The sequence below is a fragment of the Achromobacter sp. 10T422 genome (assembly GCF_056394065.1).
In genome coordinates this window covers 375,694-402,118 of the sequence record NZ_JBFTHD010000007.1, presented here as the reverse complement: position 1 = coordinate 402,118, position 26,425 = coordinate 375,694, and the positions used below count along the sequence as shown (strand labels likewise).

Sequence of the window (26,425 nt, the reverse complement as noted above, 5' to 3'; positions counted from 1 at the left end):
GTCGGGTCAAGACGCCATGGTCTTGATGTAGCGCCGATGAATCAGCCAATTCGAAATCAGTGCAATGACCAGCGTGCCGCAGACCAGAATGACGGCCAGCGCCGCGCCAAACGGCCAGTTCGATGCGCGCGTGATCTGGTCATAGAGCGCGGGCGCCATCATCGTCAGGCCGGAGCCGCCCAGCAGCACTGGCGTGGCGTAAGCGTTCATGCACAAGATGAACACCAGCATCGTGCCCGCCGCCACGCCGGGCGCGGCAATGGGCAGCACAATGCGGCGAAACGTCGTGAAGAAATTCGCGCCGACGTTGCGGGCGGCTTCTTCTACCGACAGGTCCATGCCTTCCAGCACGCTTTGCAAGGTGAGGATCAGGTAGGGCATGACGACGGCGGTAGTGCCGATGACAACCGCCGTGGGCGTGTACATCAGCGTGATGGGTTTATCCACCAGCCCCAGCCCCAACAACACCGCGTTCACCACGCCCGCGTTGCCCAGCGCCACCATCCAGCCCGCCGCACGCACCACGTTGCCCACCATCAGCGGGAACACCAGCAGAATCACGAACAGGCTCTTGTATTTGCTTTGCGTGCGCGCCAGGAAGTACGCCACCGGAAAGCCCAGCACCAGCGCCAGCACGGTGCACAGCGCGGCCACCCAGAGCGTCGTGAAGAAGATATCGCGGTAGTACGGGTCGCCGAAAAACTTGGCGTAGTTTTCGAAGGTGAAGGCGGTTTGCATCAGCTCCGCCGGATCGAAATGATTGAAGCTGTAGCGCGCCAGTTGCAGAATGGGGACCAGGATGATCACCAGCACCACCAGCGACGCTGGAAACGCCAGCCCCGGCCCCAGCCACCGGCTGGGCCGCCCGTCTTGTGTTGCAGTCGTCATGGCGGCTCCTATTGCGTGAAGGCCACGCAGTCTTCGGGCTCGAAGCACGCGTACACGCGCGCGCCCGGCGCCGGTTGCGCGCGGCTTGCGCCACCATTGACGACCTGGCTGATCATGCGGTTGCCGCCTTCCAGCTGCACGCGCACTTCCAGCACCGATCCCAGATACAACGACGATTCCACCACGCCCGCCAAGGCGTTGCCGCCCGAAGGCTGCTCGGACAGCCGCACGCGTTCCGGCCGCACGCCCACGTGCGTTGCCCCCGCGCCGCCCGGCGTGGCGATACGCTGGCCCGCGTCGGTGTGAAACTGGTTGTCGGCCTGGCCCCGGCCCGTGAAGACGTTCATCTTGCCCAGGAAGTCGGCCACGAAAAGATTGGCGGGGCGCTCGTACAGCGTGTCGGGTGCGCCCACCTGCTGCACGATGCCGTCATGCATGATGGCCATGCGGTCGGCGATGGCCAGCGCTTCTTCCTGGTCGTGCGTGACGAACACGGTTGTCAGGCCAAGACGCTGCTGCAAGGATCGGATCTCTTCGCGCACTTCCAGCCGCAGCTTGGCGTCCAGGTTGGACAAGGGCTCGTCAAGCAAAAAGACTTTGGGTTCGATTGCCAGCGCGCGCGCAATCGCCACACGCTGTTGCTGGCCGCCGGACAGCTGGCGCGGATAGCGGTCACGCAGTTCGGTCATGCGCACCATGTCCAGCACGCGGCGGATCTTGGCGTCGCGATCGGCCTTGGGCACCTTGTGCATCTCCAGCCCGAAGGCCACGTTCTCGGCCACCGTCATGTGGGGAAACAGCGCATAGCGCTGGAACACCATGCCGGTATCGCGCTTGTGCACGGGCAGCCGGGTGACGTCGGTGTCGCCAATGCGGATGCGGCCTGCGGTGGGGGTGATGAAGCCGGCGATCATGCGCAGCGTGGTGGTCTTGCCGCAGCCGCTGGGGCCCAGGAACGTCACCAGCTCGCCTTCCGCGATCTCCAGGGAAAAGTCGGATACCGCCACCGCCGAGCCGAATTGCTTGCGGATATTCTCGATTGAGACCTTCGCCATTTCTTACACCACCTGACTGAGTTTCACGTAGCGGTCGGTCACAAGCATGATGATCCCCAACAGCAAGATTTGCACCGATGCCACCGAAGCGATGGTCGGGTCCAGATTGAATTCCAGGTACTGCATGATGGCGATCGGCAGCGTGGTGCGGCCCGGCCCCACCAGCGACAGCGACAGCTCCAGGTTTTCGAACGACACCACGAAACTGAACAGCGCCGCGGCCACAATCGACGGGCGCAGCATGGGCAAGGTCACACGCAGAAAGGCCACCGGTGCGCTTGCCCCCAGGTTGCGCGCGGCTTCCTCGATGGAGCCGTCCAGCCCGGCCATGCCGGCCGTGACCAAACGCACGGTCCAGGGAATCGTCAGGCAGACGTGCGCAATGACGAGCCCGCCAAAGGTGCCGATGATGTCTTGGTCCAGCACCTCTTCAGCGCGCAGGTAGAACAGGTAGATGCCCACGCCCGCCACGATGCCGGGAATCAGCAGCGGCGACAACAGCAGCGTATTGACGCCCTTGCTGCCCTGGAAGCGGTAGCGCGCGATGCCGACGGCGGCCAGCACGCCCATCACGACGCCAATGGCGGCGGCCACCAGCGACACTTGCAGGCTGAACAGAAAACCATTGGCGAACGCGGGGTTCTGCCACGCTTTCACGTACCAGGACAGCGTGTAGCCGGACGGGGGGAAGTAGAGGATGGCGTCCTTGAAGAAGCTCAGCCAAACCACCAGCACGATGGGGCAGAGCATGAACGCATACATCAGGACGACGAAGACCCGGTGCAGCCACGTTGCCCACGGGATCACGCGGATGGGCGTAACCCGGGTGGCCGCAACGGCCGGGTCCAAAGGAGGCGCGCTATGCAAATCCAGATTCCTTGTCAGCGAGGTGCCGGCTCGGTTTGAAACTCCTCCTGGAACTCTTCGGTTCACTTGGTTAACCGAAGCATATCTATGGGTTGCTGCTCGGCTCAACTAGGGATAACCCACGCGCTTTGCAACTCGCGGGTAATCCCTGAAATCAAGCGAAAACAGGTGCAACCTGCCGCAGTGCAGCACCTTAGATAGGTGCAACCCGGGGTGTTGAACCGGGTTGTTGAACCGGGTTGCTGCGCGATCAAAACACGGGCGTTACTTCGCCGCTTCCAAGCCGCACAACGCTTGCAGCACCGCGACCCGGCTTTGCCCCAGCACCATGCCGTGCCAGTCATACGCGTGGCAATAGAACGCGTCTTGCGTGGCTTGCAGGATGTCGCGCCGCAATGCAGGCGGCGCATCGGGATTCGCCCGCAGCCAGTTGCGGCCGCGCAGCGCCAGCACGATGTCATCGAACGGCACCGTGCCGTATTCCAGCGCCATCAGCGTGGGCGAGGCATCGGGGCACGCTTGATAGATCAAGCCGGCCAGATGCCCGGTGATGTCCACCGACGCCGAGCTGCCCTGATACGGCACCGCAATATCCGCGCCCCACCACTGCCGCGCGCGCGCGACTTCCGCGTCGTTGCGCCGCCCTGCGTAGATTTTTTCGCCGTGGCCGCGCGGACCCAAGCCGGTATGCACGTCGATCCAGCCGATGTGCGCGTAGCGGCTTGCGTGCGTTTCCAGGATGCGGCGCAGGTTCAACAGCGACGCCTCCGGGCGCGCGCCGCCGTAGAACAGCCCGTCGGCGTGCGTGTACTGGCCACGCGACACGGCCTGCGCGAAGGCGGGCTGCCCGTGCTCGGCGACGTAGCGCGCGATGTCGCGCTGGTTGCTTTCGGAAGGTGGCCATTCCGCGGGCAACAGCAGCGGATGCAGCGCGGCATAGCCCGGGTTTGTGGGCAGCGGCGTGCCGTCAAAGGGCTGGGCGTTGCGGTTCAGGTCGACGTTGCCTTCATCGGTGCGCGCCATCCACGAGAAGCCATACGGATTCACTGCGTGCACCAGCAGCAAAGCCACGCCGGCTTGTGCCGCGCGCTTGATCATCGCGGCGTCATCCATCAGCGAAAACTGGCAGCCCGCGCCGCAGAACCCTTCCACGCCGTGCGTCGCCGACGTCATGATCAGCAGCCGTTGCGCGTCCGGCGCGCCCAGCAGCGCCACGTCGGTGGCCAGGGCTTCGCCCTCGCTGCCCACGTCCGAAATGGGGTAGGACTCGACGGCGGCGCCCAAACGCGCAGCGTCGGCCAGGAAGCGGTCGCGGGACTCGGCGTAGCTGCGGGGGAAGTAACTCGTGCTGCTGGGCATCATGGCTCCTGCGTATCGATGACGTGGCCGGTGCGGTCCTGAATCCAGAACAGCACCACGGTGGAAAGCGTCACCGTCACCATCAAGTACCAGGCAGGCGCCATGGGATTGCCGGTGACGTGCAGCAGCCAGGTCACGAAGAACTGGGCGAAGCCGCCAAAGACCGAGATGCCCAGACCATACACGACCGACATCCCCGTCGTGCGCACGGCCTTGGGAAAGAGTTCGGGCAACATCGTGATGACGGGTGCGGTCTGTAGCGCCAGCAGAACGGCCAGCAGCGCAATCACCGTCATCAGCCGTTCGGTGCTGGGTGCGGATACCAGCCATTGAAAGCACGGCAGCAAGGCGCACACCGTGGCGGCGCGCGACCAGAAGATGACCTTCTTGCGCCCCACGCGATCGGCCAGCATGCCGACAAATGGCGCGATGACAAAGCCGATGGCGCCCAGCACCACGCTGGCAAACAGCGTGGAGGTGGCGGGCAGGCCCAATTCCTTATTGGCATAGGCCGGCATGTAGAAGCCGATGATTTGCGCGCACACCATGCCGCCGATCACCAGCAAAATGCCTTTGACGATTTGCGCCTTGTGTTCGGCAAAGACCAAACGCAGCGGCTGGTGTTGTGCCGTGGCTGGCGAGGGCGCCGAGGGGTGCGGGGTGCGCGGAGTGTGCGGGTTCTGCGAGGATGTGGAGGTTTTCGCAGGCTCCAGCGTCTCTTCCAGATTGCGGCGGATGTACGCGCCCACCGGCACGGTCAGAATGCCGATCACGAACGGCACGCGCCAGCCCCAGGCCTGCATCTGTTCCTTGCTGAGCGCCGCCGTCAGCAGCGCCACCGTCAGCGCGCCCAGCATCACGCCCAGCGACTGGCTGCCGAACTGCCAGCTGGAATAAAACCCGCGCTTGTCCGCGGGCGCGTGCTCCACCAGCAAGGTGGTGGACGCACCGACTTCGCCGCCTGCGGCAAAGCCCTGAATCAGCCGCGCCAGCACCATCAGCACCGGGCCGGCGACGCCCATCTGGGCGTACGTGGGCGCGGCAGCAATCAGCGCACAGCCCAGCCCCATCAGCCACAACGTCAAGGTCATGGCGGCGCGGCGGCCGTGGCGGTCAGCATAGGAACCAATCAGCATGCCGCCCACCGGGCGCATCAGAAAGCCCACACCGAACGTGGCGGTGGTGAGCAGCAGCTGGCCGTACCCCGAGGCGGCCGGAAAGAACAGCGGCCCGATCACCAGCATCAGGAACGTGAAGACGGTGAAGTCGAAGAATTCCAGCGCGTTGCCAATGGTGGTGCCGGCGATCACGCGCCGGCGCATGGCGCTCGAATGCAAATCCTGCCGGCCAGGCGCGGCGGCAATGGCGATAGACATGTTTTCCCCTTGATGTCCGTTTTTCCGGGCGGCCGGTCCGTGAACCGGACGCTGTGGCCGCCCTGACTGGATGAATATACGGATGGCGCACGATAAGGAAAAGACAGTATTTTTGTTCCAGTGAAACCTTTTTCTTATATCCCCCCAGTTCGCTGACCCGTGGTCCACCACCCGGCCCTATCTCTGGCCGCAGCCACGGCTGCGGCTACGTCCGACCCCGTCTTGAGACCTCGCCCATGAACCTGCGCCAGTTGCGCGCCTTTGTCTTGATTGCCGAACACCGCAGCATCCGCGCCGCGGCGCGCGCCCTGTTCGTGACCCAGCCCGCCGCCACGCGCAGCCTGCGCGACCTGGAGCAAAGCGTCGGCGCGGAGCTCGTGCGCCGCAGCGCACGCGGGGTCGAGCTCACCACTTACGGTGAAGCGCTGTACAAACGCGCCGTCATCATCCTGCAAGAGACGCGGCGCGCGCAGGAAGAGATCGGCCAGATGCTGGACGGCGAAGGCGGCACGTTGAATCTGGCCATCAGTTCGTCGGCGCTGACCGCGCTGCCCGCCGCGTTGATGGCGTTTCGCGCGCGCATGCCGCGCGTGGCCGTGTCGTTCAACGAAGTCGCCCCGCCCTATAGCCACGAGCAACTGGAATCGGGCCGCTACGACCTGCTCGTGCAAACCGAGTACGACGGCGACATCGAAGACGGCTTCGCGCGCCGCACCCTGTTCACGCTGCCGATGGCGATTGGCGCACGCGCCGGCCACCCCTTGCGCCATGCGCGCAGCCTGGCCGACCTGCACGGCGCGCTGTGGCTGCTGCCGGGCAATATCCAAGCGCCGTCGAACCTGCTGCGCCTGGCGTTCGACGCGCATGGTTTGCCGCCGCCGCGCGACGTCATCCCGTGCCAGTCCATCGCCATTGCGTTGGCCATCATGGCCGAAAGCGATGCGCTGGGCATCTTTGTGCGCGCCTTGTTCGACCATCAACTGATGCCCCGGCCCCTGCGCATGATGCCGCTCTCGCACGAGCTGCCCGCCGCCCGCGTATCGATTCTGACGCGGGCCGATTCGCCGCCCACACCGGCGGCGCAATGTTTTATCGACTGCCTGATGGCGGCGCGTTCCAGTCCGGCGGGCAAGCGTCCAAAGGCCGCCGACAGACCGGTTATCATTGGCGCCGGGCCACGCCGATGACGTCCCTTCCGGCCAGTCGCCCACACTCTGCGGTTCTCATCCATGGCGTTTCCACGACTTCCCTCCCCGCCCACCTTGACCGACACGGTCGCCAAGCGCCTGCTCGCCGAAATTGACGAGGGCCGCGTGCTGCCCGGCGAAAAGCTGCCCACCGAAGCCGCGCTGGCGGAACAGTTCGGCGTCAGCCGCACCGTCATCCGCGAAGCCGTGTCGCGGCTGCGGCAGGATGGCATCGTTGAAGCGCGGCAAGGCAGCGGCGTCTATGTCACCGGCTTGACGGGCAACCGTGCGCTGCGCATCGACGCCGCCGACCTGAGTTCGCTGGACGCCGTGCTGCACATCGTGGACCTGCGTCGCGCGCTGGAAACCGAAATCGCCGCCCAGGCGGCCGCCATGCGCAAGAAGCGCGACATGGCCGAGATCGACGCGGCGCTCGCCGCGATTTCACAAGCGGTGGCCGATGGCGGCGACGGCGTGAAGGAAGACGTGGCGTTTCATCGCAGCATCGCGCGCGCCACGGGCAACCCGTACTTTCTGACGACGCTGGCCTTTGTCAGCCAGTTTCTGGAAGCCGCCACACGCGTGACGCGCGGCAACGAAGCGCGCCACGCGGACCTGATGCGCGACGTGCTGCAAGAGCACAATGCCATCGTTGAAGCCATCCGCCGCCAAGATATGGAAGGCGCCCGCGAAGCTGCCCGCATCCACATGGTGAATGCGGCCAAGCGGCTTAGCCGGGCGCACCGCTGACTTGCAAGCCGCGCCTGCGCGTACCGATTTCCCAGCGCTGCGCGACCAGACCCATCACGACGATCACCCCCGCCAGCAATGACGTGTAGGCGACTTCGTTGCGGTACGTGCCTTCGACCACCATGGTGATCAGCGCGGCGATGATGCACACAATGACGGCATAGGTCAGCCACGGAAACAGCCACATCTTGAACGTCAGTTCAACGCCTTGCGCCTGCAACCGGTAGCGCATGCGCAGCTGCGACAACGCAACCGCCAGATACACGAACAACGCAATGGTGCCCGTGGCCTGCATCAGCACGTCGTACAGATCCATCTTCGACGTCGCCATCATCCAGATCGCCACGAACGCGAACACGCTGGATACCAGCACCCCGACATATGGCGTGCCGGTGCGCCGCCCCGTCACTTGCATGATGCGGTGCGCGTCGCCGCGCCGCGACAGCGAATACAGCATGCGCGACGCCGTGTACAACGCGGAATTGAAGCAGCTGCACACCGAGGTCAACACGATGAAGTTGACGATGGCCTGCGCATGCGGCACGCCCAGCCTGCTCAGCGCCACGTTGTAGCTGCCGTGGGTGGGTTGCGACAGCAACGGGTCGTTGTACGGCACCAGGCACACAATCAGGAAGATCGAGCCCACATAGAACAGGCAGATCCGCCACACCACCGACCGCGTGGTCTTGATGATTTCGCGGGCGGGGTCGGCGGATTCGGCCGCGGCCACCGTAACGATTTCCGCGCCAATGAACGCGAACATCACGCCCAGCATGGCCACCACCACCGACTTGACGCCATTGGGCATGAAGCCCTGCGCGGTCAATTGCGACACGCCGCGCGCTTCACCCCAAGGCCACAGATGCACCACGGCCAGGCTGCCGATGACCAGGAACGCCACGATGGCGATCACCTTGATCAGCGCGAACCAGAATTCAAATTCACCGTAGTTTCGAACGTTCATGAAGTTGACGATGATGAGCGACACGGTGATGAATAGCGCGTAGCCCCAGTCCGGCACCTGCGGAAACCAGCCGTGCAGGATCTGCCCGGCCACATAGGCTTCCCAGCCCATCAGAAACGCCCAGAAATACCAGTACAGCCAACCGATGGTGAAGCCCGCCCACCGCCCGATAGCGCGGTCCGCATAGGTGGAAAACGAACCCGTGTCGGGCTGCGCAACGGCCATTTCTCCCAGCATCCGCATCGCCAGAATGACCAGAATGCCGCCACCCAGGTAGGCCAGGATGACGGCCGGGCCAGCCAGTGCGATCTGCTTGCCCGAGCCGACGAACAGCGCCGCCCCGATGACCCCGGCGATGGACATCATCGTCAGGTGGCGCGATTTCAAACCGCCTTTAAGCGTATTTTTCGGGGTGGTCGGGTGGTTCTGGTTTCTGGACAATGCCCTGTCTCCTGCCTGTCTGAATAGCGGAATCGCGTCGTCAGCGAAACGCCTTGATGAAGAAGTCCTGCGTGCCGAAGTTGCCCGACTTCAGCGCGATGCTGACGTCCGCATTCGCCACCGGCGTGTAGCCCGCGCACCACGGCACGCCGGGGTCGATCTGTTCGCCAATGGCGATCTGCTCCAGGCCCAGCGCCTGCACCACTGCGCCCGACGTTTCCCCGCCGGCCACGATCAACTGGCGCACGCCGCGTTCGACCAGGCCCACCGCAATGCGCGCGATGGCCGCTTCGATCATTGCGCCCGCGCGTTCCACGCCCAACTGCCCTTGTGCGGCCTTGACCTGATCCGGCTGCGCGGTGGAATAGACCAGCACGGGGCCGTCTTGCATGCGCGGCTCGGCCCATGCCAACACGTCCGCCACCACGTCATCGCTGGACGCCAAGCGCATCGGGTCCAGCGCGTAGGCCGGCCGGCCGCTGTCGATGAATGCGGCGACTTGCCCGTTGGTCGCGGTGGAGCAGCTGCCCGCCACCACGGCCTGCAAGCCCGCTGAACGGGTTTGCGTCGCGGCCTGCGCGGCGCTCAGCCCCCAGTTGCCCGGCAGCCCGATCGCCACACCCGAACCCGCGGTCACCAACGGCATGCCGCGCAGCGCCGGCCCCAGAGTCAGCAAATCCTGGTTCGACACGGCGTCCACGATGGCGATCTCGACGCCGTCTTCCTTCAACGCTTGAATGCGTGCGCGGATCGCGTCAGCGCCCGCCGCCACCACGGTGTAATCGATCAGGCCGACTTTGCGTGAGGTCTGCGCAGACAAGACGCGCACCAGGTTCGGGTCCGTCATCGGTGTCAGCGGATGATGCTGCATGCCCGATTCGTTCAACAGCACATCGCCCGCGAACAAATAGCCCTTGAAGACCGTGCGCTTGTTGTCGGGGAATGCGGGCGTGGCGATGGTGAAGTCCGTGCCCAGGCGCGTCATCAGCGCATCGGTCACGGGGCCGATATTGCCCTGCGCCGTGCTGTCGAACGTGGAGCAGTACTTGAAGTAGATTTGCTCGGCGCCCTGCTGTTGCAGCCATTCCAACGCCGCCAGCGACTGCGCGACGGCCTCGTCGGCGGGCAACGTGCGCGTCTTCAGCGCGACGACCACCGCGTCAGCGTCATCGCGCAGCGGTGCGCCGGGAATGCCGATGGTCTGCACCGTGCGCATGCCCGCGCGCACCAGGTTGTTGGCCAAGTCGGTGGCGCCCGTGAAGTCGTCGGCAATACAGCCCAGTTTGATGCTCATTTTTCCTCCGGCAGCGTGATGCCCGGAAATATCTTGATGACGGCGCTATCGTCTTCGCGGCCATGCCCGGCGGTGGACGCCTGCATGAACATCTGATGCGCGGTGGACGCCAGCGGCAGCGGGAATTTGGTGTGGCGCGCGGTGTCCAGCACCAGCCCCAGGTCCTTCACGAAGATGTCCACGGCGGACAGCGGCGTGTAGTCGCCCGCCAGCACGTGCGCCATGCGGTTTTCGAACATCCAGCTATTGCCCGCGCTGTGCGTGATGACTTCGTACAAGGCGTCGGCGTCCACGCCTTCGCGCAGGCCCAGCGCCATGGCCTCGGCGGCGGCCGCAATGTGCACGCCGGCCAGCAGCTGGTTGATGATCTTGACCTTGCTGCCCGCGCCCGCGCGGTCGCCCAGGCGGTAGACCTTGCCCGCCATGGATTCCAGCACCGCGCCGCAGGCGTCGTACGCCGCCGCGCTGCCTGCCGTCATCATGGTCATCTGGCCCGACGCCGCCTTGGCCGCGCCGCCCGAAATCGGCGCATCCAGATACAGGACGCCCTGCTCGGCCAGCCGCGCTTCCAGCGCGACAGACCAGTTGGGGTCCACGGTGGAGCACATCACGAACACCGCGCCGGGGCGCAGGGCCGCGGCAATGCCGCCATCGCCGTACAGCACGGCTTCGGTCTGCTGCGCGTTGACGACCACGCTGATGATGATGTCGCACGCGGCGGCCAGTTCGGCCAGCGTGGCGCAGGCCACGCCGCCCTGCGCGGCAAAGGCGGCGGCCGCTTCGGCGCGGATGTCGTAGACGTGTACGTCGTGGCCCGCGCGGCGCAGGCTTTGCGCGATGCCCGCGCCCATGGCCCCCAGGCCAATGACGCCAACGCGGCGGGAAGTCGATTGCGAAGAGTTCATGTTGGGTTCGTCCGGGTAGATCGTCGGGGCGCGAGCGCTGCGCTTAACGCGTCAGGTCGTCGGCCATGTAGGCGCGGATGATGTCGGCGAAGTCCTTGTCGCCCGCCAGGCCCAGACGCGCCGCGCGCGTGGTGTCCCAGCGGCCCGGCCAACTGCCAACGATGCGTTCGACGCGCTCGTCGCGTTGCCACGTAATGCGGTCGGCCACGGCGTCGCCCGCCACCTCGCGCAGCGCCTGCGCCATCTCGGCAACAGAAACGGATACGCCGGGCAGGTTGATCGGTGCGCGGTCAGCGACAGCCTCTGCCGGCAATTCGCAACCGGCAATCAAGGCCTGGATCGCGCCGCGCGGCGACAACAGCCACAAGCGCGTGTCGGCGCCCACGGGGCACACGGCGGGTTCGCCGTTCAACGGTTCGCGAATGATGCCGCTGGCAAACGATGACGCCGCGGCGTTCGGGCGGCCCGGCCGCACGCTGATGGTAGGCAGGCGCAGCACACGGCCGTCGACAAAGCCGCGCCGCGTGTAGTCGGCCAGCAGCAATTCGGCAATGGCCTTTTGCGTGCCGTAGGACGACTGCGGATTCAGCGCGGTGTCGTCCTGCACGGTGTCCGGCAACGCGCCGCCGTACACCGCCACCGAGCTGGTGAAGATGACGCGCGGCTGGTGACCCAGCGCCCGGCATGTTTCCAGCAAGGCGCGCGAGGCGTCCAGGTTGATGCGCATGCCCAGATCAAAATCCGCCTCGGCTTGCCCGCTGACAATGGCTGCCAGATGGAAGATGGCGCGCGTATTCTTGTCGATGGCCTGGCGCAGCACGGCGGGGTCAGCGATATCGCCCACCAGCGAGTGCACGCGCGGGTCGGTGAAGGCATCCGTCTTGACCACATCCAGCAGATCGATCTGCGTGATGGGTTGCGGCCCGATGGCGTCCAGCGTCAGCGAGCCTTGCTCCAGCAGTTTGCGGGCCAGCCGCTGGCCCAGGAATCCGGCGCCGCCGGTGATCAGGATCTTCATGATGGGATGCTCATTGATTGTGTAGGTAAGGACGGGCCCAGCCCAGGCCGGCGGAGGTGCCGGCGCGCGGCCGGTATTCGCAGCCGATCCAGCCCGTGTAGCCCAACGCGTCGATGCGCTCAAACAGATACGGATAGTGCAATTCGCCAAGATCAGGTTCGTGCCGGTCTGGCACGCCCGCGATCTGGATATGGCCGATGCCTGCGATGTCGCGCTGCAACTTCACGGCGATATCGCCTTCGACGATCTGGCAGTGATAGCAGTCGAACTGCACCTTCAGATTGTCGGCGCCGACCTCTGCGCAAATGGCTTGCGCGTCGTCTTGGCGGTTCAGGAAGAAGCCGGGGATGTCACGCGTGTTGATGGGTTCGATCACGATGGTGATGCCGGCGGATGCCGCGGCAGCGGCGGCGCGCGCCAGGTTCTTCAGATAGACCTCGCGATGCGCCGCGCGGTCCTGGTCAGCGCGAATCAGCCCCGCCATGACGTGCAGGCTGCGGTTGCCCAGCTGTGCGGCGTATTCCAGCGCTTGATCCAGCCCGCGCTGGAACTCGGCCTCGCGGCCGGGCAAGGACGCAATGCCGCGTTCGCCAGCCGCCCAGTCGCCCGGCGGCGCATTGAAGAGCGCTTGCGTCAGACCGTTGTCTTGCAAGCGCGCCTTCAGGTCCGCGGCCGCGAACTCATACGGAAACAAAAACTCCACGCCTTGGAACCCGTCGCTGGCGGCCGCCTTGAAGCGGTCCAGAAAGGCGTGTTCGGCGTACATCATGGTGAGGTTGGCGGCCAGGCGCGGCATGGCGATTCCTTATGAATAATGCGATTCAGCGGTTGACCAGCTTGGCTGGCGTGAACCAGACCGCGATGGCGCCCACCACCAGCACGGCGGCCAGCACGTACATGCCGGACGCGGTAGAGCTGGTGACGTCTTTCAGGTAGCCGATCATGTAGGGGCTGGCGAAGCCGGCCAGGTTGCCAACCGAGTTGACGATGGCGATGCCTGCGGCCGCGGCGGTGCCAGACAGGAAGGCGGTGGGCAAGGACCAGAACAATGGCGCGCACGTCAGCACGCCGGCGGCGGCCATCGACAGGCAGATCAGCGAAATCACTGTGTTGTCGGCAAAGGACGCCGCCGCGGTAAAGCCCACGGCGCCCGCCAGCGCCGGCACGATCAGGTGCCAGCGGCGTTCGCGGCGCTTGTCGGCCGAGTGGCCCAGCAGGTTCATCACGACGATGGCGCACAGGAACGGAATGGCGCTAAGCAGGCCGATGTTGAATGCACCGGTCACGCCCGTGGACTTGATCAGCGTGGGCATCCAGAACGTCAGGCCGTACTGGCCGGCGACGAAAGCAAAGTAGATCAGGCACATCCACCACACGCGCGCGTCCGCAAACACGGCACGCAGCGAATGCTTTTGCGTGCCGGTCTGCTTCTGGTCTTGTTCGATCTCGCGGGTCAGGATCTGTTTTTCATCGGCGGTGAGCCACTTGGCGCTGGAGATGCCGTTGTCCAGATACATGACGGTGACGACGCCGATGAGCAGCGCCGGAATGGCTTCAATCAGGAACATCCACTGCCAGCCTTGCAGGCCGTGCGTGCCGTGAAACGCTTCCATGATCCAGCCCGACAGCGGGTTGCCGAAGATGCCGGCCACCGGAATCGCCGACATGAATAGCGCAATGATCTTCGCGCGGCGATGCGCCGGATACCAGTAGGTCAGGTACAGGATGACGCCGGGGTAGAAGCCCGCTTCAGCCAGACCCAACAGGAAGCGCAGGATGTAGAAGCCGGTGGGCGTCTCGACGAACATGAACATGCCCGACAAGATGCCCCACGTGATCATGATGCGCGCAATCCATATACGCGCGCCCAGGCGGTGCATCAACAGGTTGCTGGGCACTTCAAAGAGGAAGTAGCCGATGAAGAACACGCCCGCGCCCAGCCCGAAAACCGTTTCGCTGAAACCCAGGTCTTGCGACATTTGCAGCTTGGCGAAACCGACGTTGACGCGGTCCAGATAGGCGATCACATAGCAGAGCATCAAGAACGGCACGAGCCGCCAGAACACCTTGGCATAAGCGCGGGCGGTCTCGCGGGATTCAGGCTGTGAGGCCGCAGCGGGTGCGGCGGTCGACGCCAAGTCCATCGGGGGCATGAAAAGTCTCCAGGGATGCGCCGTGCGGGTCCGCGCGTGTTGGCGTGGCGGCCTGCCGGCTTTGTACGGGTATGGGGAGTAATTCGAGGGTGGTCAGTACGGCGAAATCAGTAGCGCGCGCCGAAGGTCACGCGCAGGTCTTCGATGGCTTCGGCGGACAGCGGCGCGGGGCGCGGGTTGGACATCAGCCACAAGCGCGCGGTCTCTTCCAGTTCTTCCAACGCATACGAGGCGTGGGCGACCGAACGTTCCCATACCACCGGGCCCAGCCGCTCGAACAACGCGCCGCGCACCTGGCTTGCGACCGCGGCCACGTCGGCCGCCGCTTGCGCGTCGCCGGGCCGGCGATAGCCGATCAGCGGAATGCGGCCCACCTTCATCACCTGATACGGCGTGATGGGCGGCAGCACTTCATCTGGCCGCCACACACCCGCCAGCGTCAACGCAACCAGATGCGTGGAATGCGTGTGAATGATGCCGCGCGACTCGGGGCTGGCGCGGTAGATGCCTTGATGCAGCACGAGCGTCTTGGACGGCTTGGCGCCCGACACCCAGTTGCCGTCCAGATCCACCTTGGCCAACTCGGCCGGATCTAGCCGGCCCAGGCAGGCATCGGTGGGCGTGATGAGCCAGCCGTCATCCAGGCGGGCGCTGATATTGCCCGCTGCACCAACGGTGTAGCCGCGGTTGTAAAGGCTGGCGCCGACGGTGCAGATTTCTTCGCGGACGCGGTTTTCGGCCTGCATGATGATGTGTCTCTTGAGTAAAAGTTATCGGGTCATCATACAAATTTTGGCTTTGCCTGTCATACCGGGTAAACCCTAGTCAGACATAAAAAAGGCCCGGACTGCTGCCCGGGCCTGACCTGCATTCCAGATGACGAACGACGTTTATTCCAGCACGCGCCCCTTGGTTTCAGGCAGCAGCAACGCGGTCACGATCACCACCGCATACGCGCCCGTGGCGAACGCGCCGATGGCCCAGCCCAGCCCATGCGTCTGGCTCAAAAAGCCCACCAAGCTTGGGAACAATGCGCCAATGCCGCGCCCGAAGTTGTACGCGAAGCCTTGGCCCGATGCGCGCACGCCGGACGGGAACAGCTCGGTCAAATAAGCGCCGATGCCGCTGAAGATGCCCGACGCCGCAAAGCCCAGCGGAAAGCCCAGGAACAACATCTGATGATCGGTCAGCGGCAGCTGCGTGTAGGCGTAGACGCTGATGGTGGACAGCACCGAGAAGATCAACAGGTTTGCACGGCGGCCCAGGCGGTCGGCCAGATACGCGCCCGCGATGTAGCCGCAGAACGAGCCGAAGATGATGACCATCAAGTACCCGCCGGTGTTCAGCACCGACAACTGGCGCTCCACCTTCAGGTAGGTCGGCAGCCAGGTGGTGATGGCGTAATAGCCGCCTTGCACGCCCGTGCACAGGATGGCGGTGATGACCGTGGTTTTGATCAGCGCGGGCGAGAAGATCGTCCAGAACGAGGCGCGCGCCTCACCCGCCTGCACCTTGGCCTGCGCACGCTGGAACACTTCGGGTTCAGGCACGTTCTTGCGGATGTACAGCACCAGGAAGGCGGGCAGCACGCCAATCCAGAACAGGCTGCGCCACGCCCATTCGGACGGCAGCACCGAGAACGCCACGGTGTACAGCACCGCCGCCGCGCCCCAGCCCACGGCCCAGCCGCTTTGGACGGTGCCGACCGCTTTGCCGCGATGCTCCGCGCGCACGATTTCGCCCATCAGCACCGAGCCCACGGCCCATTCACCGCCAAAGCCCAGGCCTTGCAACGCGCGCAGCACGAACAGCTGTTCGAAGCTCTGCGCAAAGCCAATGGCCACGGTGCACGCCGAGAACCACAGGATGGTGTATTGCAGCACGCGCACGCGGCCGTAACGGTCGGCCAGAATACCGGCCAGCCATCCGCCAATGGCGGAGAACAGCAGCGTGACCGTACCCAGCATGCCCGCCTGGCCCTTGTCGATGCCCCACAGCGTCATCAGCGTGGCGATCACGAAGGTGAACACCATGAAGTCCAACGCGTCGATCGCCCATCCGCCAAACGCCGCAATAAACGTGCGGCGTTCGGTTTTGTTCAATTCTCTGTACCACTGCATGATTTGCCTCGTTCGTTGTTGTTGTTAGGGGCTTATTTCGACGGCGCGAAGCCGTACAAGCGTTCCGGATTGCTGACCAGAATGCGGTGGCGGGTGTCTGCATCGGGCGCCCACAGCGCCAACTGGTTGCGCAATCGGCCCGTGTTGACCATGCGCGTCAGATGCACGTGCGGCCAGTCGCTGCCCCAAAGCATGCGGTCGGGTGCGGTGTCGATCAGCGCTTGCGCCCACGGCACGACATCGCTGAAATCATCGAAGCGTTCGCTGATGCGATACGCGCCCGACAACTTCACCCACCAGCCGTGATCCTGCACCAGATGCTGCAAGGCCTGGAACCCGGCGCTGTGAATGCCTTCGGCAACCGGCATGTGGCCCATGTGGTCGACCACGCCCGGCACCGGCAGCTTGCGCATGCGCGGCAGCAGCTCGGGCAGTTGGCGCGCGTCCAACAGAAACTGCATGTGCCAGCCAAAGTCTGCAATGCGGTGCGCCAGCGTTTCCATTGCATCAAAGCCAATGCCGCCGCCAAACAACACGTTGATGCGCAAGCCGCGTACGCCCGCGGCATGCATGGCTTCAAGCTCGGCGTCGGTGACGGTGGGCGCGACCACGCCGATACCGCGCAGCTGGTCGGGATGACGGCGCAGCACCTCAAGCATGTAGCGGTTATCGGTGCCGTAAACGCTGATCTGCACCAGCACACCGCGCGACATGCCGGTTTGCTTCAGCATGGCCAGATAGGCGGATTCGGAAGCCGGCGGCGGCGTGTAGCTGCGTTCTGGCACCAGCGGATAGGCGGTGGCGTCGGTGGCGATGACGTGCGCGTGCGTGTCGCAAGCGCCTGCGGGAATATCGAACGTGGCCGCGTCCATGTCGGGCAGCGGCGCAAGGCAAAGGGGCGGTTCCTGCTGAGGCAGGCCAGAGGGCGTCGAGGTCATGCGTTTGTCTCCTTGATTCTCAATCGCAACATGATCATGCCAGCAGGCATGCCCTGCGCGATAGAGGCAAGACGCACTTTCCTTATGCCTGAAGCCCGGCGACTGACGCCGGGCGGTCAACGCAAAACCGCCGCGCCGGCATGGCCGGGGAGGCGGTCTTTAAATCGAGTAGTGGTATTCGCAGGTCAGCGTCGCCTTGAGCGGGCTGTTGGTTTGCGCACCCGCCGCCGAGCGCGGACGGGGCGCCGTCAGCTTGGCCTGGAACGTGCCGGCGACTTCGCCATCGGCCTTCTTTTCAATCGCCACGCTGGACGGCAGCGCGTACAACGTCAGCGCGACGCCCTCGGCGGGCACCAACAGCGTGAACACCGATTGCGGGAAATCTGACACGACATAGCTGTTGGAATTCGTGTCCGACGTGAACGCCAGATTCGCGTCGAAATAACGCAGGGTCACGTTCAGGTCTTCCGACGACGGCGACGGGATGACGCCTTTCAACGCGACGTTGCCGCTTTCCGATACGCAAGACAGTTCGGCCGGCGCGGAGCCGGCGTGGGCGACGCCCGCCAGCAGCATGCAGGACAGGAACCAGGTGGCGCGTGCAGTCATGGGCGTTTCCTTGCGAATGGGTAGCGGGAAGAAGGCGCCCAGTTTATGCGGAAACGGCGGCCGCGCACGAGGGCGAGATTCCGCGACGTTCAGCCCCGATCAGTCCCGTTCAACCGCGTTCAGCCGCGTTCAACCCCATTCAACCGCGTTCAACCGCGTTCAACCGCATTCAGCCGCGTTCAGCCACCCATGGCCCGGCAAAACGCCTGCGCGTCGCCATCGATGATCACGCCCGACGGCAGATAGCCTTCGCGCTGCTTCGTGGCCCGCAGTTGCTGCGCCAAGGCCGCATCCCCGCCCACCGCGTAGACGAAGACGCGCACCGATTGGGCCGCTGCGTCGCGCAACAGTTGCGGGTTGGCGGCCAGCGTCATTGCGTCCACATGCACGCCCACGGGCGCGCCCACATTGGCCGCCAGGTTGGCCAGCCATTGCCGCGTGAGCTTGGGCGCGGTGGCGCGTTGCGCCACGTACTTGCCCAGCGGGTTGGCGCTGACCGACTCCGCGTGGCGCGGGTCAAAGACGATCAGGCCCAGATAGCCCTGGCGATCGGTGCCGCGCACGCAACGCAGCGCCTCGGGAAAGGCCGACGTGATCATCCAGTTGCCATGCGGCAGCGCCTGCTTCATGCCCGCCACCAGTTGCCCCACTGGCGCGCAGTCGCGATACACCACCTTGAGTTCCGCATTGAACGTCTTGGCGGGCTGCGCCGCCGCCACGCGCAACGCGTCATCCAGGAACGGCGGCGGTGAACCCCCGCCCTGCCCCAACAGTTTGGCCCCGCGCCAATCCGCGCTGCTCAGTTGCAGCACCGCCTTGCGCCCGACGCCGCCCACCGTGCGGCCCGTCAGCATGTCGTGATGCAGCACCCAGCGGCCGTCCTTCAGCCGTTGCATGTCGATCTCGACACCGTCCCAGCCGCCCGCATACGCCGCGCTGATCGACGCCAGCGAATTCTCTGGCAGCGTGGGCGCGCCACGGTGCGCGTGCACCTGCATGCCCAGGCAGGCGGCGCTTGCGCCCGACCACGGCAGCGCAGCGGCAAGCCCCACCGCGATCACGCGCTTGGCCCGCGACGCCGCGGCAAAACGCTTAGCCCGCAACGCCGCAAGCCAATGCTTAGCTCGCACCGCCGCAAGCAAGTACTTAGCTCGCATCGCCGTGATATCCGTACTTGATGCCGCCCAACACGCGCGTGCGCACCGTTTCGTTGAACGGATAGGTGTAGGCCTGGCCCACCACCACCACGTGCGCCACATTGGCCAGCACGCGGCGGCGCAGCGCCTGGCCGATCGATTCATCATCGCGGCCGGATTCCACCCGCGACATCTGCTGAAAGAGTTCGCTCTTGGTCACCCCGTTCTGCATGAACGAGAACGCCGTCCACACGCAGGCGAGCGTCAACACCAGCGCCAGCCCGGCCGCGCGCGTGGCGGTGCGGCCCGGCTCCTGGCCGGCCGGCGTGCGCCACCACACCACCAGTTTCGCGATCAGGTACAGCAGCTTGGCGAAGTGGCCCACCGCACCCAACAGCGAGAACAACAACGCCACCGGCGGCACTATGGCCGCGCGCGCCGCGTCTTCACCCAGCTTGTAATGCTGGCCGCCGCGTGCGAAGTCGGCATTCGTGGCCGAGAATCGCGGCATCGCTTCGTCCACCGCGCGGTCCAGCATGCTGTCGTACAGGCGTTTGAAGCTGGCGGCATCCGTGTAGTTCGACGCGACAGGCATGTTGACCGGCACCATCAAGGTTTGGCGCAACAGTTTCTGCACGCCGGGGCGCCCCACGAAATCCTCGTACGACAGGCCCGGCGGAATGGCGTCGCCTTCCACATGCACGGTGCGGCTGCGCATCGTCTTCCAATACTGCTGCGCAACCGCGGCATTGAAGGTGGCGCGGTCATGCGGCTGCCAGTCGCCCGGCACCGGAATGCGCTTGCGCACGTCCTGCACGACCCGGCCTTGATAGCGGGCAGGCACGTTTTCCGGCGTCCAGCCGCGGCGCGACAGGTTGCGGCGGTAATCGCTCCAGGCGCTGTCCTGCTCGCGCGCCAGACCGATATCGGACGCAACCGGCACGCCCGCGTATTTCTTCCAGCGGTCAGCCACCGACTGCATCACGCTGGTGTAGACCTGGTGATAGCCCCGAATGCCCGGCGCCGTCATGCGGACTTCGCGGTCATCGAACGTGAAGGTCTTCATCTGGCGTTGCAGATCGGTGCGGATGACCTGGCGCTTCTTGGGCTCGACCTTCTCGTCCAGGTTCTCGATGTTGGACAGCAGCACCTGGAACACCGCCAGGAACGCCTTGCCCTCGGGCCGCGCATAGACCTCGTCGTCGACCAGCCCGTCCAGATGCAGATCGCCCTGGACCAGCGAACGTTGCAGCAAGCCGGAATTCGTGGCGATGCGGCGGAAGTCGCCATCACGCGTATCGACCAGCACATTCACAATCAGCTTGATGGCGCTGAACACCAGCAGCGCGGTCACGGCGCAGGCGACGGCGATCTTCAGATACGACGGCTGGCCACCTGTGCGCAAGCGCCGAGTCAGCAGCAGTTGCAGCACGACCAGGGCGGCCGCGATGCCGGACAGCGTGCGGCCAAAGAACTCGAGCTCTTCGATGTCGTGCGGCGTGGCGCGGCTGCCCACCACGTCCAGCAGGCGGGCGTTGAATCCCAATTCAAAGCTGAGGTAAATCACCGTCAGCACGATCAGGAAAAGAATCTGGCGAATCTGAGCTTGGCGCACGTCAATCCCTCAGATCAAGGCGAGTCGAGGTGATTTCCTCGTCAGGCAGATCCAGCTTGGCCGGCGTGCGCGATGCGCTGGCGCTGCGGGAAGAGGCAGCACCGGTGGCGGCGGCCGTTGGCGCGTCGCCGCCCGGCACGCGTTGCGGTGGCGGCGGAATGACCCGGCCTGCGGATTGGGCGCTGGTCTGCATCGGCGCAGGCGCATCGGGCGTGGCCGAACGCGACGGCGCGGCAGATGGCGTTGACGTTCCCGGCTTGCCAGGCTTTCCCGATTTGCCCGATCGGCCCGATTTCGCGGCGGGCGCGGCCGGTGGCGGATACACCCCATACAGGCGCAGCGAATCCATGTACCCCGGCGGATACAACGATTCGTCGGCAAAGGGCTTTGCGCGCGGGTTCATGCCCGCCACGGTCTTGACGTCGCCCCGGCGCATGCGGCCGTCCTGCGTGTAGACGAAACGCTCGATGACCGAGCCCTTCGGGAAGTCGAACGTCAACGCGCTGCGGTCGTCCTGCACCAGCACGGCGGGCCGGTCGCGGCAGTTGCCCAGGTCCCACGACAACACGTCGGACCCTTCAATCGCCAGCACGGTGTAGCGGTAGTCGCAGTTACGCCGCTGCGTTTCGATGACGACAACGGTGCGCGGCCCCACGTTCTCTGTACGCGCGATGCGGGCCGAATCCACATTGTTCAAGGGCACCACGCGCTGGTTGCCCGACAGCTTGACCGAGAAGTTCTTGCCCTCGCGGCGCAGCGTGCCCAGCCCCCCGTCCTGCAAGGGGAACTGGCCGATCTCGGTGCCGAACAAGGCGGCGGTATCCACGCCATAGACCAGCCCGCCCCGCGAATTGGTCTTGACCGCGCAGGCGCTCAGCGTCCCCAGCAACAGCAGCATGGTCGCAAGGCGCAGGAGCAGAGAACGGGAAAAGAACTGCGGAGACAAAGACGAACGGGATAAGGGCAGGCGCATCGACATCATCGTGGTGGCGGGAAATCCGGCGGCGGCAAGGCGCAATTTCCGTCAAAGCCCTGCAATGTATCGCAAAGTTACAGCGCAGGGCCAGGGCTGTTTCAATTCCGCCTTGCCGGTTTGGCCTTTATTGCGAGGCCGCTTGCTTGAGCTCTAGCGCGTCTTTCACCAACTCGCCAGCGCTGTGGCGGATGACCGACACGCAACGCGCCACGATGGCGCGCAGCAGCGCTTCGGCGGGCAAGGTGTCAGGCGCGGCCACAAAGCTTTCCAGCGAGGCCGACACGCGGCCGGCCTTGCCGCCACGGTCTTGTTGCAGGCTCAGCTTGACGGCCTTGCAGCGGTTGTTCACCGCGTTGATGACTTCCAGCAGCTGAACGCGGGTCATGCCCAGTTCCTCGGCGTCGACAAAGCTCGGGTAGACCAGGCGCAGGAATTCCGGGTCCGACTCGCTCAGGCTGAAGAACATGGTGCCCAGGTCGGGATAACGGAACTGCACGTCGCCGTCGTCGTCAACGCGGGCGACCAGGCCCAGTTCTTCTTGCACGACGGTCTGGTACAGGGCGGCAAGCGGGGTGGGGTTCGACATGATTGGACTCTCCGGGTGGATGGTTGGCGGCGGGAATTGCGCGCCCTTGTCCCCTGCTACGCGCCAGCCGCGAAAAGGTTCGAAAAATTTTTATCGAAAAATAAATCGAACCTTTTTCGCCGCCATGCATAGCTAGGGGTACAGGCACCCCGCCACCACTAACAAGGAAAGACCATGCAAGAAGCGAAAGAGCCGCGCGACGTACTGACCCAGGCCAAGGCGCACGGCGCCCGCTGGGCATCCCTCTTCGTCCAGCGCGTGAACCGGGGCGACGCCGTGGGCGCCGTCCTGTTCCTGCTGGCCACCACGATGTTCTCGGTGATTTCCGTGCGCATGATGGGGTCGAACGCCAGCTTGAGCTTCTATGACCTGCTGCGCTTGCAGAATGGCGGCAACGTGCAGGGCGCAATGGCCGGTCAAGGCTCGGGCGCCGGCATCTATGCGCTGCTGTGGCTGCTGGCGGTTGTGGGCCCGTTGCTGCCGTCGCTGTTGAACCATCGCGCCGGCCGTCTGGGCTATTTCGCCCCGCTCGTGTTGTGGCTCATCGCGTTGGCCGGTGTGGTCTCGCAAGTGCGTGAAGTGATGAACGCCACGCGCCAGTTCGCCGGTTTCATGGGCAATTCGCGCGCCAGCCGCAACCTGGCGGGCGACATGGCGTCGAACCTGTGGAACAGCATGAGCTTCGGTTTTGGCTTCTACCTGTCGCTGGCGATCGTCATTGCGTTTACCGTCCGCGGCGTCGCCGTGCTTCGGCGCCGCGCTTGATTTTCCGCCCCTGCACGGCTAAGGTGCCGCAGCCCTCGCCCTGGAGGGCTGCGGCATTTTCCGCCGATGGGCTGACGTTCCGCGTCCAGTTCGACACCAAGAATCTGAACCATGAACACGCTCGATCCCAAGCGCTACGTCATCAACAACGTCGACGCGTTGCTGCGCATCATGCATGCCGACCCGCGCTACGCGCTGGAATTCCGCAACAAAGCCGAGCAGCACATCACGCTGAAGCTGCGCAAGAAGTTCTTCAACACCTCGCCGGAAGGCGTGGTGGACGCCTTCAATAATGCGCTGATGAAGTTCCTGCAAACGCGCACGTTCAAGGACGAAGGCTTCCAGCATGGCCAGCCGCCGGGCGGCTGGGCCGCGCATGAGCTCGCGGTCAGCAAGCTCGGCGGCTACCTGTATCGGGGTTCGCTGCACGAGCTGATCCAGATGCATCGGCGCACCCGGCACGAAGTGCGATGGACCGGGGCGGACGGTGACGGCGGGCCCGACGACACTGCCTTCGACGACGCGGAAGACGTGGGCGACCCGTCGCCCTTTGCCGACCCCGCGCACGCCTACGAGCATCTGTCGCTCGTCAAGCGCATGCGCGACTGCCTGAACAAACTCAGCGATACCCTGCGCGCCACGATGTTCCTGTATCTGGACGAAGTCCCGATGGAGCAGATCGCCAAGCAGCAGGACCTGCACGTGCCTACCGTCAAGAGCCGCCTGCATGCCGCACGCAAGCTCGTGGCCGAGTGCACGCGCAAAGGAATGGACTGATCATGTCTGAAGACCGAGTGCTGTCCTATTTGTCGGGCGAGCTCGACGACGACGCCCGCCGCGCCTTCGAAGCCGACATGGCGCGCGACCCCGCGCTGCACGCCGAAGTCGAAGAATGGCGCACGCTGTCCCAGGCGCGCCAGCTGGCCCACAACGAAATCGGTCAGGCCGACCGCGACTCCGCGTTCCTGCGCGCGCTGGCCGAACGCCCGCAGCCTGCCCCCGCCGCGCCTTCGCGCGCGCGCCGGCTGTGGCAATGGCTGTGGCCCACGCCCGCCAGCCCGCTGATGCCGTTGGGCTGGGCGCTGGCCATCATGTTGTCGGTCATCGTGGTGCAACAAGCTCCGCTTGACGTCGCCGCGCCGGACGGCGTGCTGACGCGCGGTGGCGGCTCCTGCCCACGGCTTGTCGTGGACCTGCCTGACGCGCTGAGCGCCAAACAGCTGCGCAACACCTTGTCCCAGTACGACGTGTCGATTGTGGACGGCCCCGACGCCGATGGCCGCTACGTGCTGAGCGCCGCGCGCGAGTCCTCGTTGCAAGATGCCGCCCGCGCGCTGGGCGTGCTGTCCGCCACCCCCGGCCCGGCCGGCGTTTGCCCCCGTCCCTGAGGTCCGGCATGAAGACGAATCCGCTTTCGGTTGCGATGCCCTTGCCTATGCCTTCCTCTGTGCCTTTGACGCGCCGGCGGCTGCTTGCCGCCATGCTGGGCGCGGGGTTGTTGCCGCTGCATGCTGGCGTATTGGCCAACCCGGCCGGGGCAGACTCGCCCACACCCGCGGCCACACCCTCGCCCATACCCGCGACCAAACCCTCGCCCATACCCTCGCCCACACCCGCGACCACACCCGCTCCCAAAGCCGCGCCGACACCCATCGCCGCCAAGCATCGCTACGCGCTTGTCATCGGCAACGCCCGCTACGCGGTGCCGGCCAACGCGCTGGTCAACCCGGTCAACGACGCGCGCTTGATTGCCGAGTCGCTGCGCAAGCGGCAATTCGACGTCACGCTGCTGACCGACCTGACCACGGCGCAAATGGAAGACGCCGTCGACGAGTTCGCCACGCGCGCAACGGGCGCCGACCTTGCGCTGGTGTATTTCGCCGGCCATGCGGTGGCGGTGGACGACGTGAACTATCTGTTTGGCGTGGACCTGGCGTTGCCGTTGGGCGAAGTCCGCATCCGCACCGCGCAGCAAAGCTCGCTGAGCCTGAAGCGGGTATCGCAAGCGATGCGCCGCGCCAACGTGCGCGCGCGTCTGATGGTGCTGGACGCCTGCCGCACGAACCTGACGCGTGGCGCGTCTTCGGCCGGGCTGGTCCACACCGTGCCGGCGGGGGGTGAACTGATCGCCTTCTCCACGCAGCCCGGCGCCACGGCCGAAGACGGCTTTGGCAACGACGGCCCGCGCCATAGCCCCTACGCGTATTACTTCGCGCAGGGCTTGGACGACCTGCCCGCCTCCGCCCCGGTCGAGAACTTCTTCAAGCAGCTGACGGGCGACGTGCAAGTCGCCACCGCTTACCGCCAGATTCCGCACTACGCCAGCAGCCTCGTCGGCACAGTCACGTTCACGACGCTGGCCGACGGGCAGACGCCCGCTGTGCCGGGCGGCAAACCCGGGCAAGCCGGCCGCGGGCCGTCGCCCACGCTGGGCCGCGACTTGATCAAGGCGCGCATGAGCGCGTGGGAATTCGAGATTGAACGGGGCGCGAAGTACCTGGACGAGCCCCGCCTGGCCTCGCTGCAAGCGCGCGCCAAGGCCGGTGACGTCGTCGCCATGACCACGCTGGGCCTCATCGCCGAAAACGGCGAACACGTCGAGCAGGACTACAAGGCGGCGGCCCGCTGGTATCAACGCGCCGCCGACCAGGGCTTCGCACCCGCGCAAACGTACCTGGGCGAACTGACCGGCATGGGCCGGGGCGTACCCAAGAACTACAACGTGGCCGAACGCCTGTTCCGCGAAGCCGCGGAAGCCGGCCACCGCCGCGCCGCGCTGGATCTGCTGGATGTACGCGCGCGCATGGGTGAGCCGATGGACCCGCGCGAATGGATGACCGTGCTGCAAGACGCCGCGCTCAACCCCCTGGGCATGCCCACGCCGGGCATGCCGCAGATACAGGGGCTGCCGGATATGCCATGGATGCGCGCGCCGGTCATGCGTGCGCCCGGCCGGCCCTGAATTCGTCGGCGCGGCGCACTTCGGCTAGGATGGAGCACTTGTCCCGCCAAAGGAAACCGCCATGCCCTTGATGAAACATCTGGCCTGCGCCGCCGCCCTGGCCCTGTCGCTGCCCTTGGCCGCGCACGCCGAAACCGTCACCCTGCAAGCCGCCAGCGCCACGCCCAGCGCCGACCCGCACACCGGCGCCCGCGTCGTCGATGTGGCCTTGAAACCCGAAAGCCAAAAGGCCCTGGCCGACTTCACGCGCAACCGCGTGGGCAAACGCATTCAGCTGCGTTCGAATGGCGTGCTGCTTACGTCCGCCACCTTGCAAAGCCCGCTGGAAGGCGACAGCTTTCGCATCACGGCAGGCGAACACGGCTTTGCCGGCAAGAGCGCCGAAGACATCGCGCAAGGCATCATGAAAGACGGCGGCCTGACCGTGGACGACGAGAACACGGCCAAGTAGCCCTTGCAGT

The 26,425-nt window shown here is 65.4% G+C and carries 26 protein-coding genes; 7 read left to right on the top strand and 19 right to left on the bottom strand.

From position 1 onward, the window contains the following. Positions 1 to 6 precede the first annotated feature (6 nt). The 5 genes from AC1DB0_RS21010 to AC1DB0_RS20990 all read right to left on the bottom strand — a co-directional run bounded on the left by AC1DB0_RS21010 (position 7) and on the right by AC1DB0_RS20990 (position 5,545). Positions 7 to 888, bottom strand: coding sequence for an ABC transporter permease (locus AC1DB0_RS21010; protein ID WP_054426973.1), 882 nt, complete (start codon positions 886 to 888; stop codon positions 7 to 9). An 8-nt stretch (positions 889 to 896) separates the two neighbouring features. Then, complete coding sequence (locus tag AC1DB0_RS21005; protein ID WP_441372259.1) at positions 897 to 1,943, bottom strand: ABC transporter ATP-binding protein; 1,047 nt, start codon at positions 1,941 to 1,943, stop codon at positions 897 to 899. 3 nt (positions 1,944 to 1,946) lie between these two features. Beyond that, on the bottom strand, positions 1,947 to 2,810 hold the full coding sequence (locus tag AC1DB0_RS21000; protein WP_054426971.1) for an ABC transporter permease: 864 nt from the start codon (positions 2,808 to 2,810) through the stop codon (positions 1,947 to 1,949). A gap of 264 nt (positions 2,811 to 3,074) precedes the next feature. Further along, positions 3,075 to 4,172: a M14 family metallopeptidase gene (locus AC1DB0_RS20995; protein WP_476757552.1), complete on the bottom strand. Its 1,098-nt coding sequence runs from the start codon at positions 4,170 to 4,172 to the stop codon at positions 3,075 to 3,077. Then, a complete protein-coding gene (locus tag AC1DB0_RS20990; RefSeq protein WP_476757551.1) occupies positions 4,169 to 5,545 on the bottom strand; it encodes an MFS transporter in 1,377 nt (458 codons plus the stop codon). Before AC1DB0_RS20990 ends, AC1DB0_RS20995 begins: the two co-directional genes overlap by 4 nt. Positions 5,546 to 5,781: 236 nt before the next feature. On the opposite strand from AC1DB0_RS20990, the gene AC1DB0_RS20985 reads away from it, so the two are divergent. Then, positions 5,782 to 6,732, top strand: coding sequence for a LysR substrate-binding domain-containing protein (locus AC1DB0_RS20985; protein WP_175171588.1), 951 nt, complete (start codon positions 5,782 to 5,784; stop codon positions 6,730 to 6,732). Between the two features lie 42 nt (positions 6,733 to 6,774). Beyond that, complete coding sequence (locus AC1DB0_RS20980) at positions 6,775 to 7,482, top strand: FadR/GntR family transcriptional regulator (RefSeq protein ID WP_476757550.1); 708 nt, start codon at positions 6,775 to 6,777, stop codon at positions 7,480 to 7,482. Here AC1DB0_RS20980 and AC1DB0_RS20975 read toward each other — a convergent pair. The 14 genes from AC1DB0_RS20975 to AC1DB0_RS20910 form a co-directional block, all read right to left on the bottom strand. After that, complete coding sequence (locus tag AC1DB0_RS20975) at positions 7,463 to 8,812, bottom strand: amino acid permease (RefSeq protein WP_476757598.1); 1,350 nt, start codon at positions 8,810 to 8,812, stop codon at positions 7,463 to 7,465. The genes AC1DB0_RS20980 and AC1DB0_RS20975 overlap by 20 nt on opposite strands. 115 nt (positions 8,813 to 8,927) lie before the next feature. Further along, the gene (gene otnK / locus AC1DB0_RS20970; RefSeq protein WP_476757549.1) at positions 8,928 to 10,181 is read right to left on the bottom strand and encodes a 3-oxo-tetronate kinase; all 1,254 of its coding nucleotides are present in this window, start codon (positions 10,179 to 10,181) and stop codon (positions 8,928 to 8,930) included. Beyond that, on the bottom strand, positions 10,178 to 11,086 hold the full coding sequence (gene ltnD / locus AC1DB0_RS20965; protein ID WP_342067070.1) for an L-threonate dehydrogenase: 909 nt from the start codon (positions 11,084 to 11,086) through the stop codon (positions 10,178 to 10,180). The genes otnK and ltnD overlap by 4 nt, the downstream gene beginning before the upstream one ends. 43 nt (positions 11,087 to 11,129) lie before the next feature. Next, on the bottom strand, positions 11,130 to 12,104 hold the full coding sequence (denD, locus tag AC1DB0_RS20960) for a D-erythronate dehydrogenase (RefSeq protein WP_054426963.1): 975 nt from the start codon (positions 12,102 to 12,104) through the stop codon (positions 11,130 to 11,132). A gap of 10 nt (positions 12,105 to 12,114) precedes the next feature. After that, positions 12,115 to 12,900 carry a 2-oxo-tetronate isomerase gene (otnI, locus tag AC1DB0_RS20955; protein ID WP_054426962.1) on the bottom strand — a complete coding sequence of 262 codons (786 nt, stop codon included), beginning with the start codon at positions 12,898 to 12,900 and terminating at the stop codon, positions 12,115 to 12,117. A 25-nt stretch (positions 12,901 to 12,925) separates the two neighbouring features. After that, entirely contained in the window at positions 12,926 to 14,257 is a 1,332-nt protein-coding gene (locus tag AC1DB0_RS20950; RefSeq protein WP_054426961.1) for an MFS transporter, read from the bottom strand. A 107-nt stretch (positions 14,258 to 14,364) separates the two neighbouring features. Beyond that, complete coding sequence (otnC, locus tag AC1DB0_RS20945; protein WP_054426960.1) at positions 14,365 to 15,003, bottom strand: 3-oxo-tetronate 4-phosphate decarboxylase; 639 nt, start codon at positions 15,001 to 15,003, stop codon at positions 14,365 to 14,367. A gap of 144 nt (positions 15,004 to 15,147) precedes the next feature. Continuing rightward, positions 15,148 to 16,377, bottom strand: a complete 1,230-nt coding sequence (locus tag AC1DB0_RS20940) for an MFS transporter (RefSeq protein WP_054426959.1) — start codon at positions 16,375 to 16,377, stop codon at positions 15,148 to 15,150. A gap of 32 nt (positions 16,378 to 16,409) precedes the next feature. Then, positions 16,410 to 17,315 (bottom strand): amidohydrolase family protein, encoded by a 906-nt coding sequence (locus AC1DB0_RS20935; protein WP_476757548.1) that lies wholly within the window; start codon positions 17,313 to 17,315, stop codon positions 16,410 to 16,412. Positions 17,316 to 17,474: 159 nt separating this feature from the next. After that, positions 17,475 to 17,924: a hypothetical protein gene (locus AC1DB0_RS20930; protein WP_175171595.1), complete on the bottom strand. Its 450-nt coding sequence runs from the start codon at positions 17,922 to 17,924 to the stop codon at positions 17,475 to 17,477. A 179-nt stretch (positions 17,925 to 18,103) separates the two neighbouring features. Further along, the gene (locus AC1DB0_RS20925) at positions 18,104 to 19,081 is read right to left on the bottom strand and encodes a glycerophosphodiester phosphodiesterase (protein ID WP_454669921.1); all 978 of its coding nucleotides are present in this window, start codon (positions 19,079 to 19,081) and stop codon (positions 18,104 to 18,106) included. Then, the gene (locus AC1DB0_RS20920; protein WP_175171596.1) at positions 19,071 to 20,675 is read right to left on the bottom strand and encodes a hypothetical protein; all 1,605 of its coding nucleotides are present in this window, start codon (positions 20,673 to 20,675) and stop codon (positions 19,071 to 19,073) included. The genes AC1DB0_RS20925 and AC1DB0_RS20920 overlap by 11 nt, the downstream gene beginning before the upstream one ends. Before the next feature lies 1 nt (position 20,676). After that, the gene (locus AC1DB0_RS20915; protein ID WP_054427086.1) at positions 20,677 to 21,573 is read right to left on the bottom strand and encodes a hypothetical protein; all 897 of its coding nucleotides are present in this window, start codon (positions 21,571 to 21,573) and stop codon (positions 20,677 to 20,679) included. Between the two features lie 202 nt (positions 21,574 to 21,775). Further along, positions 21,776 to 22,237, bottom strand: coding sequence for a hypothetical protein (locus tag AC1DB0_RS20910; RefSeq protein WP_054426956.1), 462 nt, complete (start codon positions 22,235 to 22,237; stop codon positions 21,776 to 21,778). A 174-nt stretch (positions 22,238 to 22,411) separates the two neighbouring features. On the opposite strand from AC1DB0_RS20910, the gene AC1DB0_RS20905 reads away from it, so the two are divergent. The 5 genes from AC1DB0_RS20905 to AC1DB0_RS20885 all read left to right on the top strand — a co-directional run bounded on the left by AC1DB0_RS20905 (position 22,412) and on the right by AC1DB0_RS20885 (position 26,415). Further along, positions 22,412 to 23,002: a hypothetical protein gene (locus AC1DB0_RS20905; protein WP_175171598.1), complete on the top strand. Its 591-nt coding sequence runs from the start codon at positions 22,412 to 22,414 to the stop codon at positions 23,000 to 23,002. 111 nt (positions 23,003 to 23,113) lie between these two features. Next, entirely contained in the window at positions 23,114 to 23,779 is a 666-nt protein-coding gene (locus tag AC1DB0_RS20900; RefSeq protein WP_054426954.1) for an RNA polymerase sigma factor, read from the top strand. Positions 23,780 to 23,781: 2 nt separating this feature from the next. After that, positions 23,782 to 24,390 carry an anti-sigma factor gene (locus tag AC1DB0_RS20895; RefSeq protein WP_175171599.1) on the top strand — a complete coding sequence of 203 codons (609 nt, stop codon included), beginning with the start codon at positions 23,782 to 23,784 and terminating at the stop codon, positions 24,388 to 24,390. A gap of 47 nt (positions 24,391 to 24,437) precedes the next feature. Next, the gene (locus AC1DB0_RS20890; protein ID WP_476757547.1) at positions 24,438 to 25,964 is read left to right on the top strand and encodes a caspase family protein; all 1,527 of its coding nucleotides are present in this window, start codon (positions 24,438 to 24,440) and stop codon (positions 25,962 to 25,964) included. A gap of 61 nt (positions 25,965 to 26,025) precedes the next feature. Then, positions 26,026 to 26,415 carry a SecDF P1 head subdomain-containing protein gene (locus AC1DB0_RS20885; protein ID WP_054426951.1) on the top strand — a complete coding sequence of 130 codons (390 nt, stop codon included), beginning with the start codon at positions 26,026 to 26,028 and terminating at the stop codon, positions 26,413 to 26,415. Positions 26,416 to 26,425 lie beyond the last annotated feature (10 nt).

Coding starts and splice junctions, on each gene's coding strand:
- AC1DB0_RS20925 (WP_454669921.1), bottom strand. CDS start 19,081: ATGCGAGCTAAGTACTTGCTTGCGGCGGTGCGAGCTAAGCATTGGCTT.
- otnK (WP_476757549.1), bottom strand. CDS start 10,181: ATGAGCATCAAACTGGGCTGTATTGCCGACGACTTCACGGGCGCCACC.
- AC1DB0_RS20905 (WP_175171598.1), top strand. CDS start 22,412: ATGCAAGAAGCGAAAGAGCCGCGCGACGTACTGACCCAGGCCAAGGCG.
- AC1DB0_RS20895 (WP_175171599.1), top strand. CDS start 23,782: ATGTCTGAAGACCGAGTGCTGTCCTATTTGTCGGGCGAGCTCGACGAC.
- AC1DB0_RS20975 (WP_476757598.1), bottom strand. CDS start 8,812: ATGATGTCCATCGCCGGGGTCATCGGGGCGGCGCTGTTCGTCGGCTCG.
- AC1DB0_RS21010 (WP_054426973.1), bottom strand. CDS start 888: ATGACGACTGCAACACAAGACGGGCGGCCCAGCCGGTGGCTGGGGCCG.
- otnC (WP_054426960.1), bottom strand. CDS start 15,003: ATGCAGGCCGAAAACCGCGTCCGCGAAGAAATCTGCACCGTCGGCGCC.
- AC1DB0_RS21005 (WP_441372259.1), bottom strand. CDS start 1,943: ATGGCGAAGGTCTCAATCGAGAATATCCGCAAGCAATTCGGCTCGGCG.
- AC1DB0_RS20915 (WP_054427086.1), bottom strand. CDS start 21,573: ATGCTGCTGTTGCTGGGGACGCTGAGCGCCTGCGCGGTCAAGACCAAT.
- AC1DB0_RS20940 (WP_054426959.1), bottom strand. CDS start 16,377: ATGCAGTGGTACAGAGAATTGAACAAAACCGAACGCCGCACGTTTATT.
- AC1DB0_RS20985 (WP_175171588.1), top strand. CDS start 5,782: ATGAACCTGCGCCAGTTGCGCGCCTTTGTCTTGATTGCCGAACACCGC.
- AC1DB0_RS20890 (WP_476757547.1), top strand. CDS start 24,438: ATGCCTTCCTCTGTGCCTTTGACGCGCCGGCGGCTGCTTGCCGCCATG.
- AC1DB0_RS20950 (WP_054426961.1), bottom strand. CDS start 14,257: ATGCCCCCGATGGACTTGGCGTCGACCGCCGCACCCGCTGCGGCCTCA.
- AC1DB0_RS20980 (WP_476757550.1), top strand. CDS start 6,775: ATGGCGTTTCCACGACTTCCCTCCCCGCCCACCTTGACCGACACGGTC.
- AC1DB0_RS20995 (WP_476757552.1), bottom strand. CDS start 4,172: ATGATGCCCAGCAGCACGAGTTACTTCCCCCGCAGCTACGCCGAGTCC.
- ltnD (WP_342067070.1), bottom strand. CDS start 11,086: ATGAACTCTTCGCAATCGACTTCCCGCCGCGTTGGCGTCATTGGCCTG.
- AC1DB0_RS20910 (WP_054426956.1), bottom strand. CDS start 22,237: ATGTCGAACCCCACCCCGCTTGCCGCCCTGTACCAGACCGTCGTGCAA.
- AC1DB0_RS20935 (WP_476757548.1), bottom strand. CDS start 17,315: ATGACCTCGACGCCCTCTGGCCTGCCTCAGCAGGAACCGCCCCTTTGC.
- denD (WP_054426963.1), bottom strand. CDS start 12,104: ATGAAGATCCTGATCACCGGCGGCGCCGGATTCCTGGGCCAGCGGCTG.
- AC1DB0_RS20990 (WP_476757551.1), bottom strand. CDS start 5,545: ATGTCTATCGCCATTGCCGCCGCGCCTGGCCGGCAGGATTTGCATTCG.
- AC1DB0_RS20930 (WP_175171595.1), bottom strand. CDS start 17,924: ATGACTGCACGCGCCACCTGGTTCCTGTCCTGCATGCTGCTGGCGGGC.
- AC1DB0_RS20885 (WP_054426951.1), top strand. CDS start 26,026: ATGCCCTTGATGAAACATCTGGCCTGCGCCGCCGCCCTGGCCCTGTCG.
- AC1DB0_RS20900 (WP_054426954.1), top strand. CDS start 23,114: ATGAACACGCTCGATCCCAAGCGCTACGTCATCAACAACGTCGACGCG.
- otnI (WP_054426962.1), bottom strand. CDS start 12,900: ATGCCGCGCCTGGCCGCCAACCTCACCATGATGTACGCCGAACACGCC.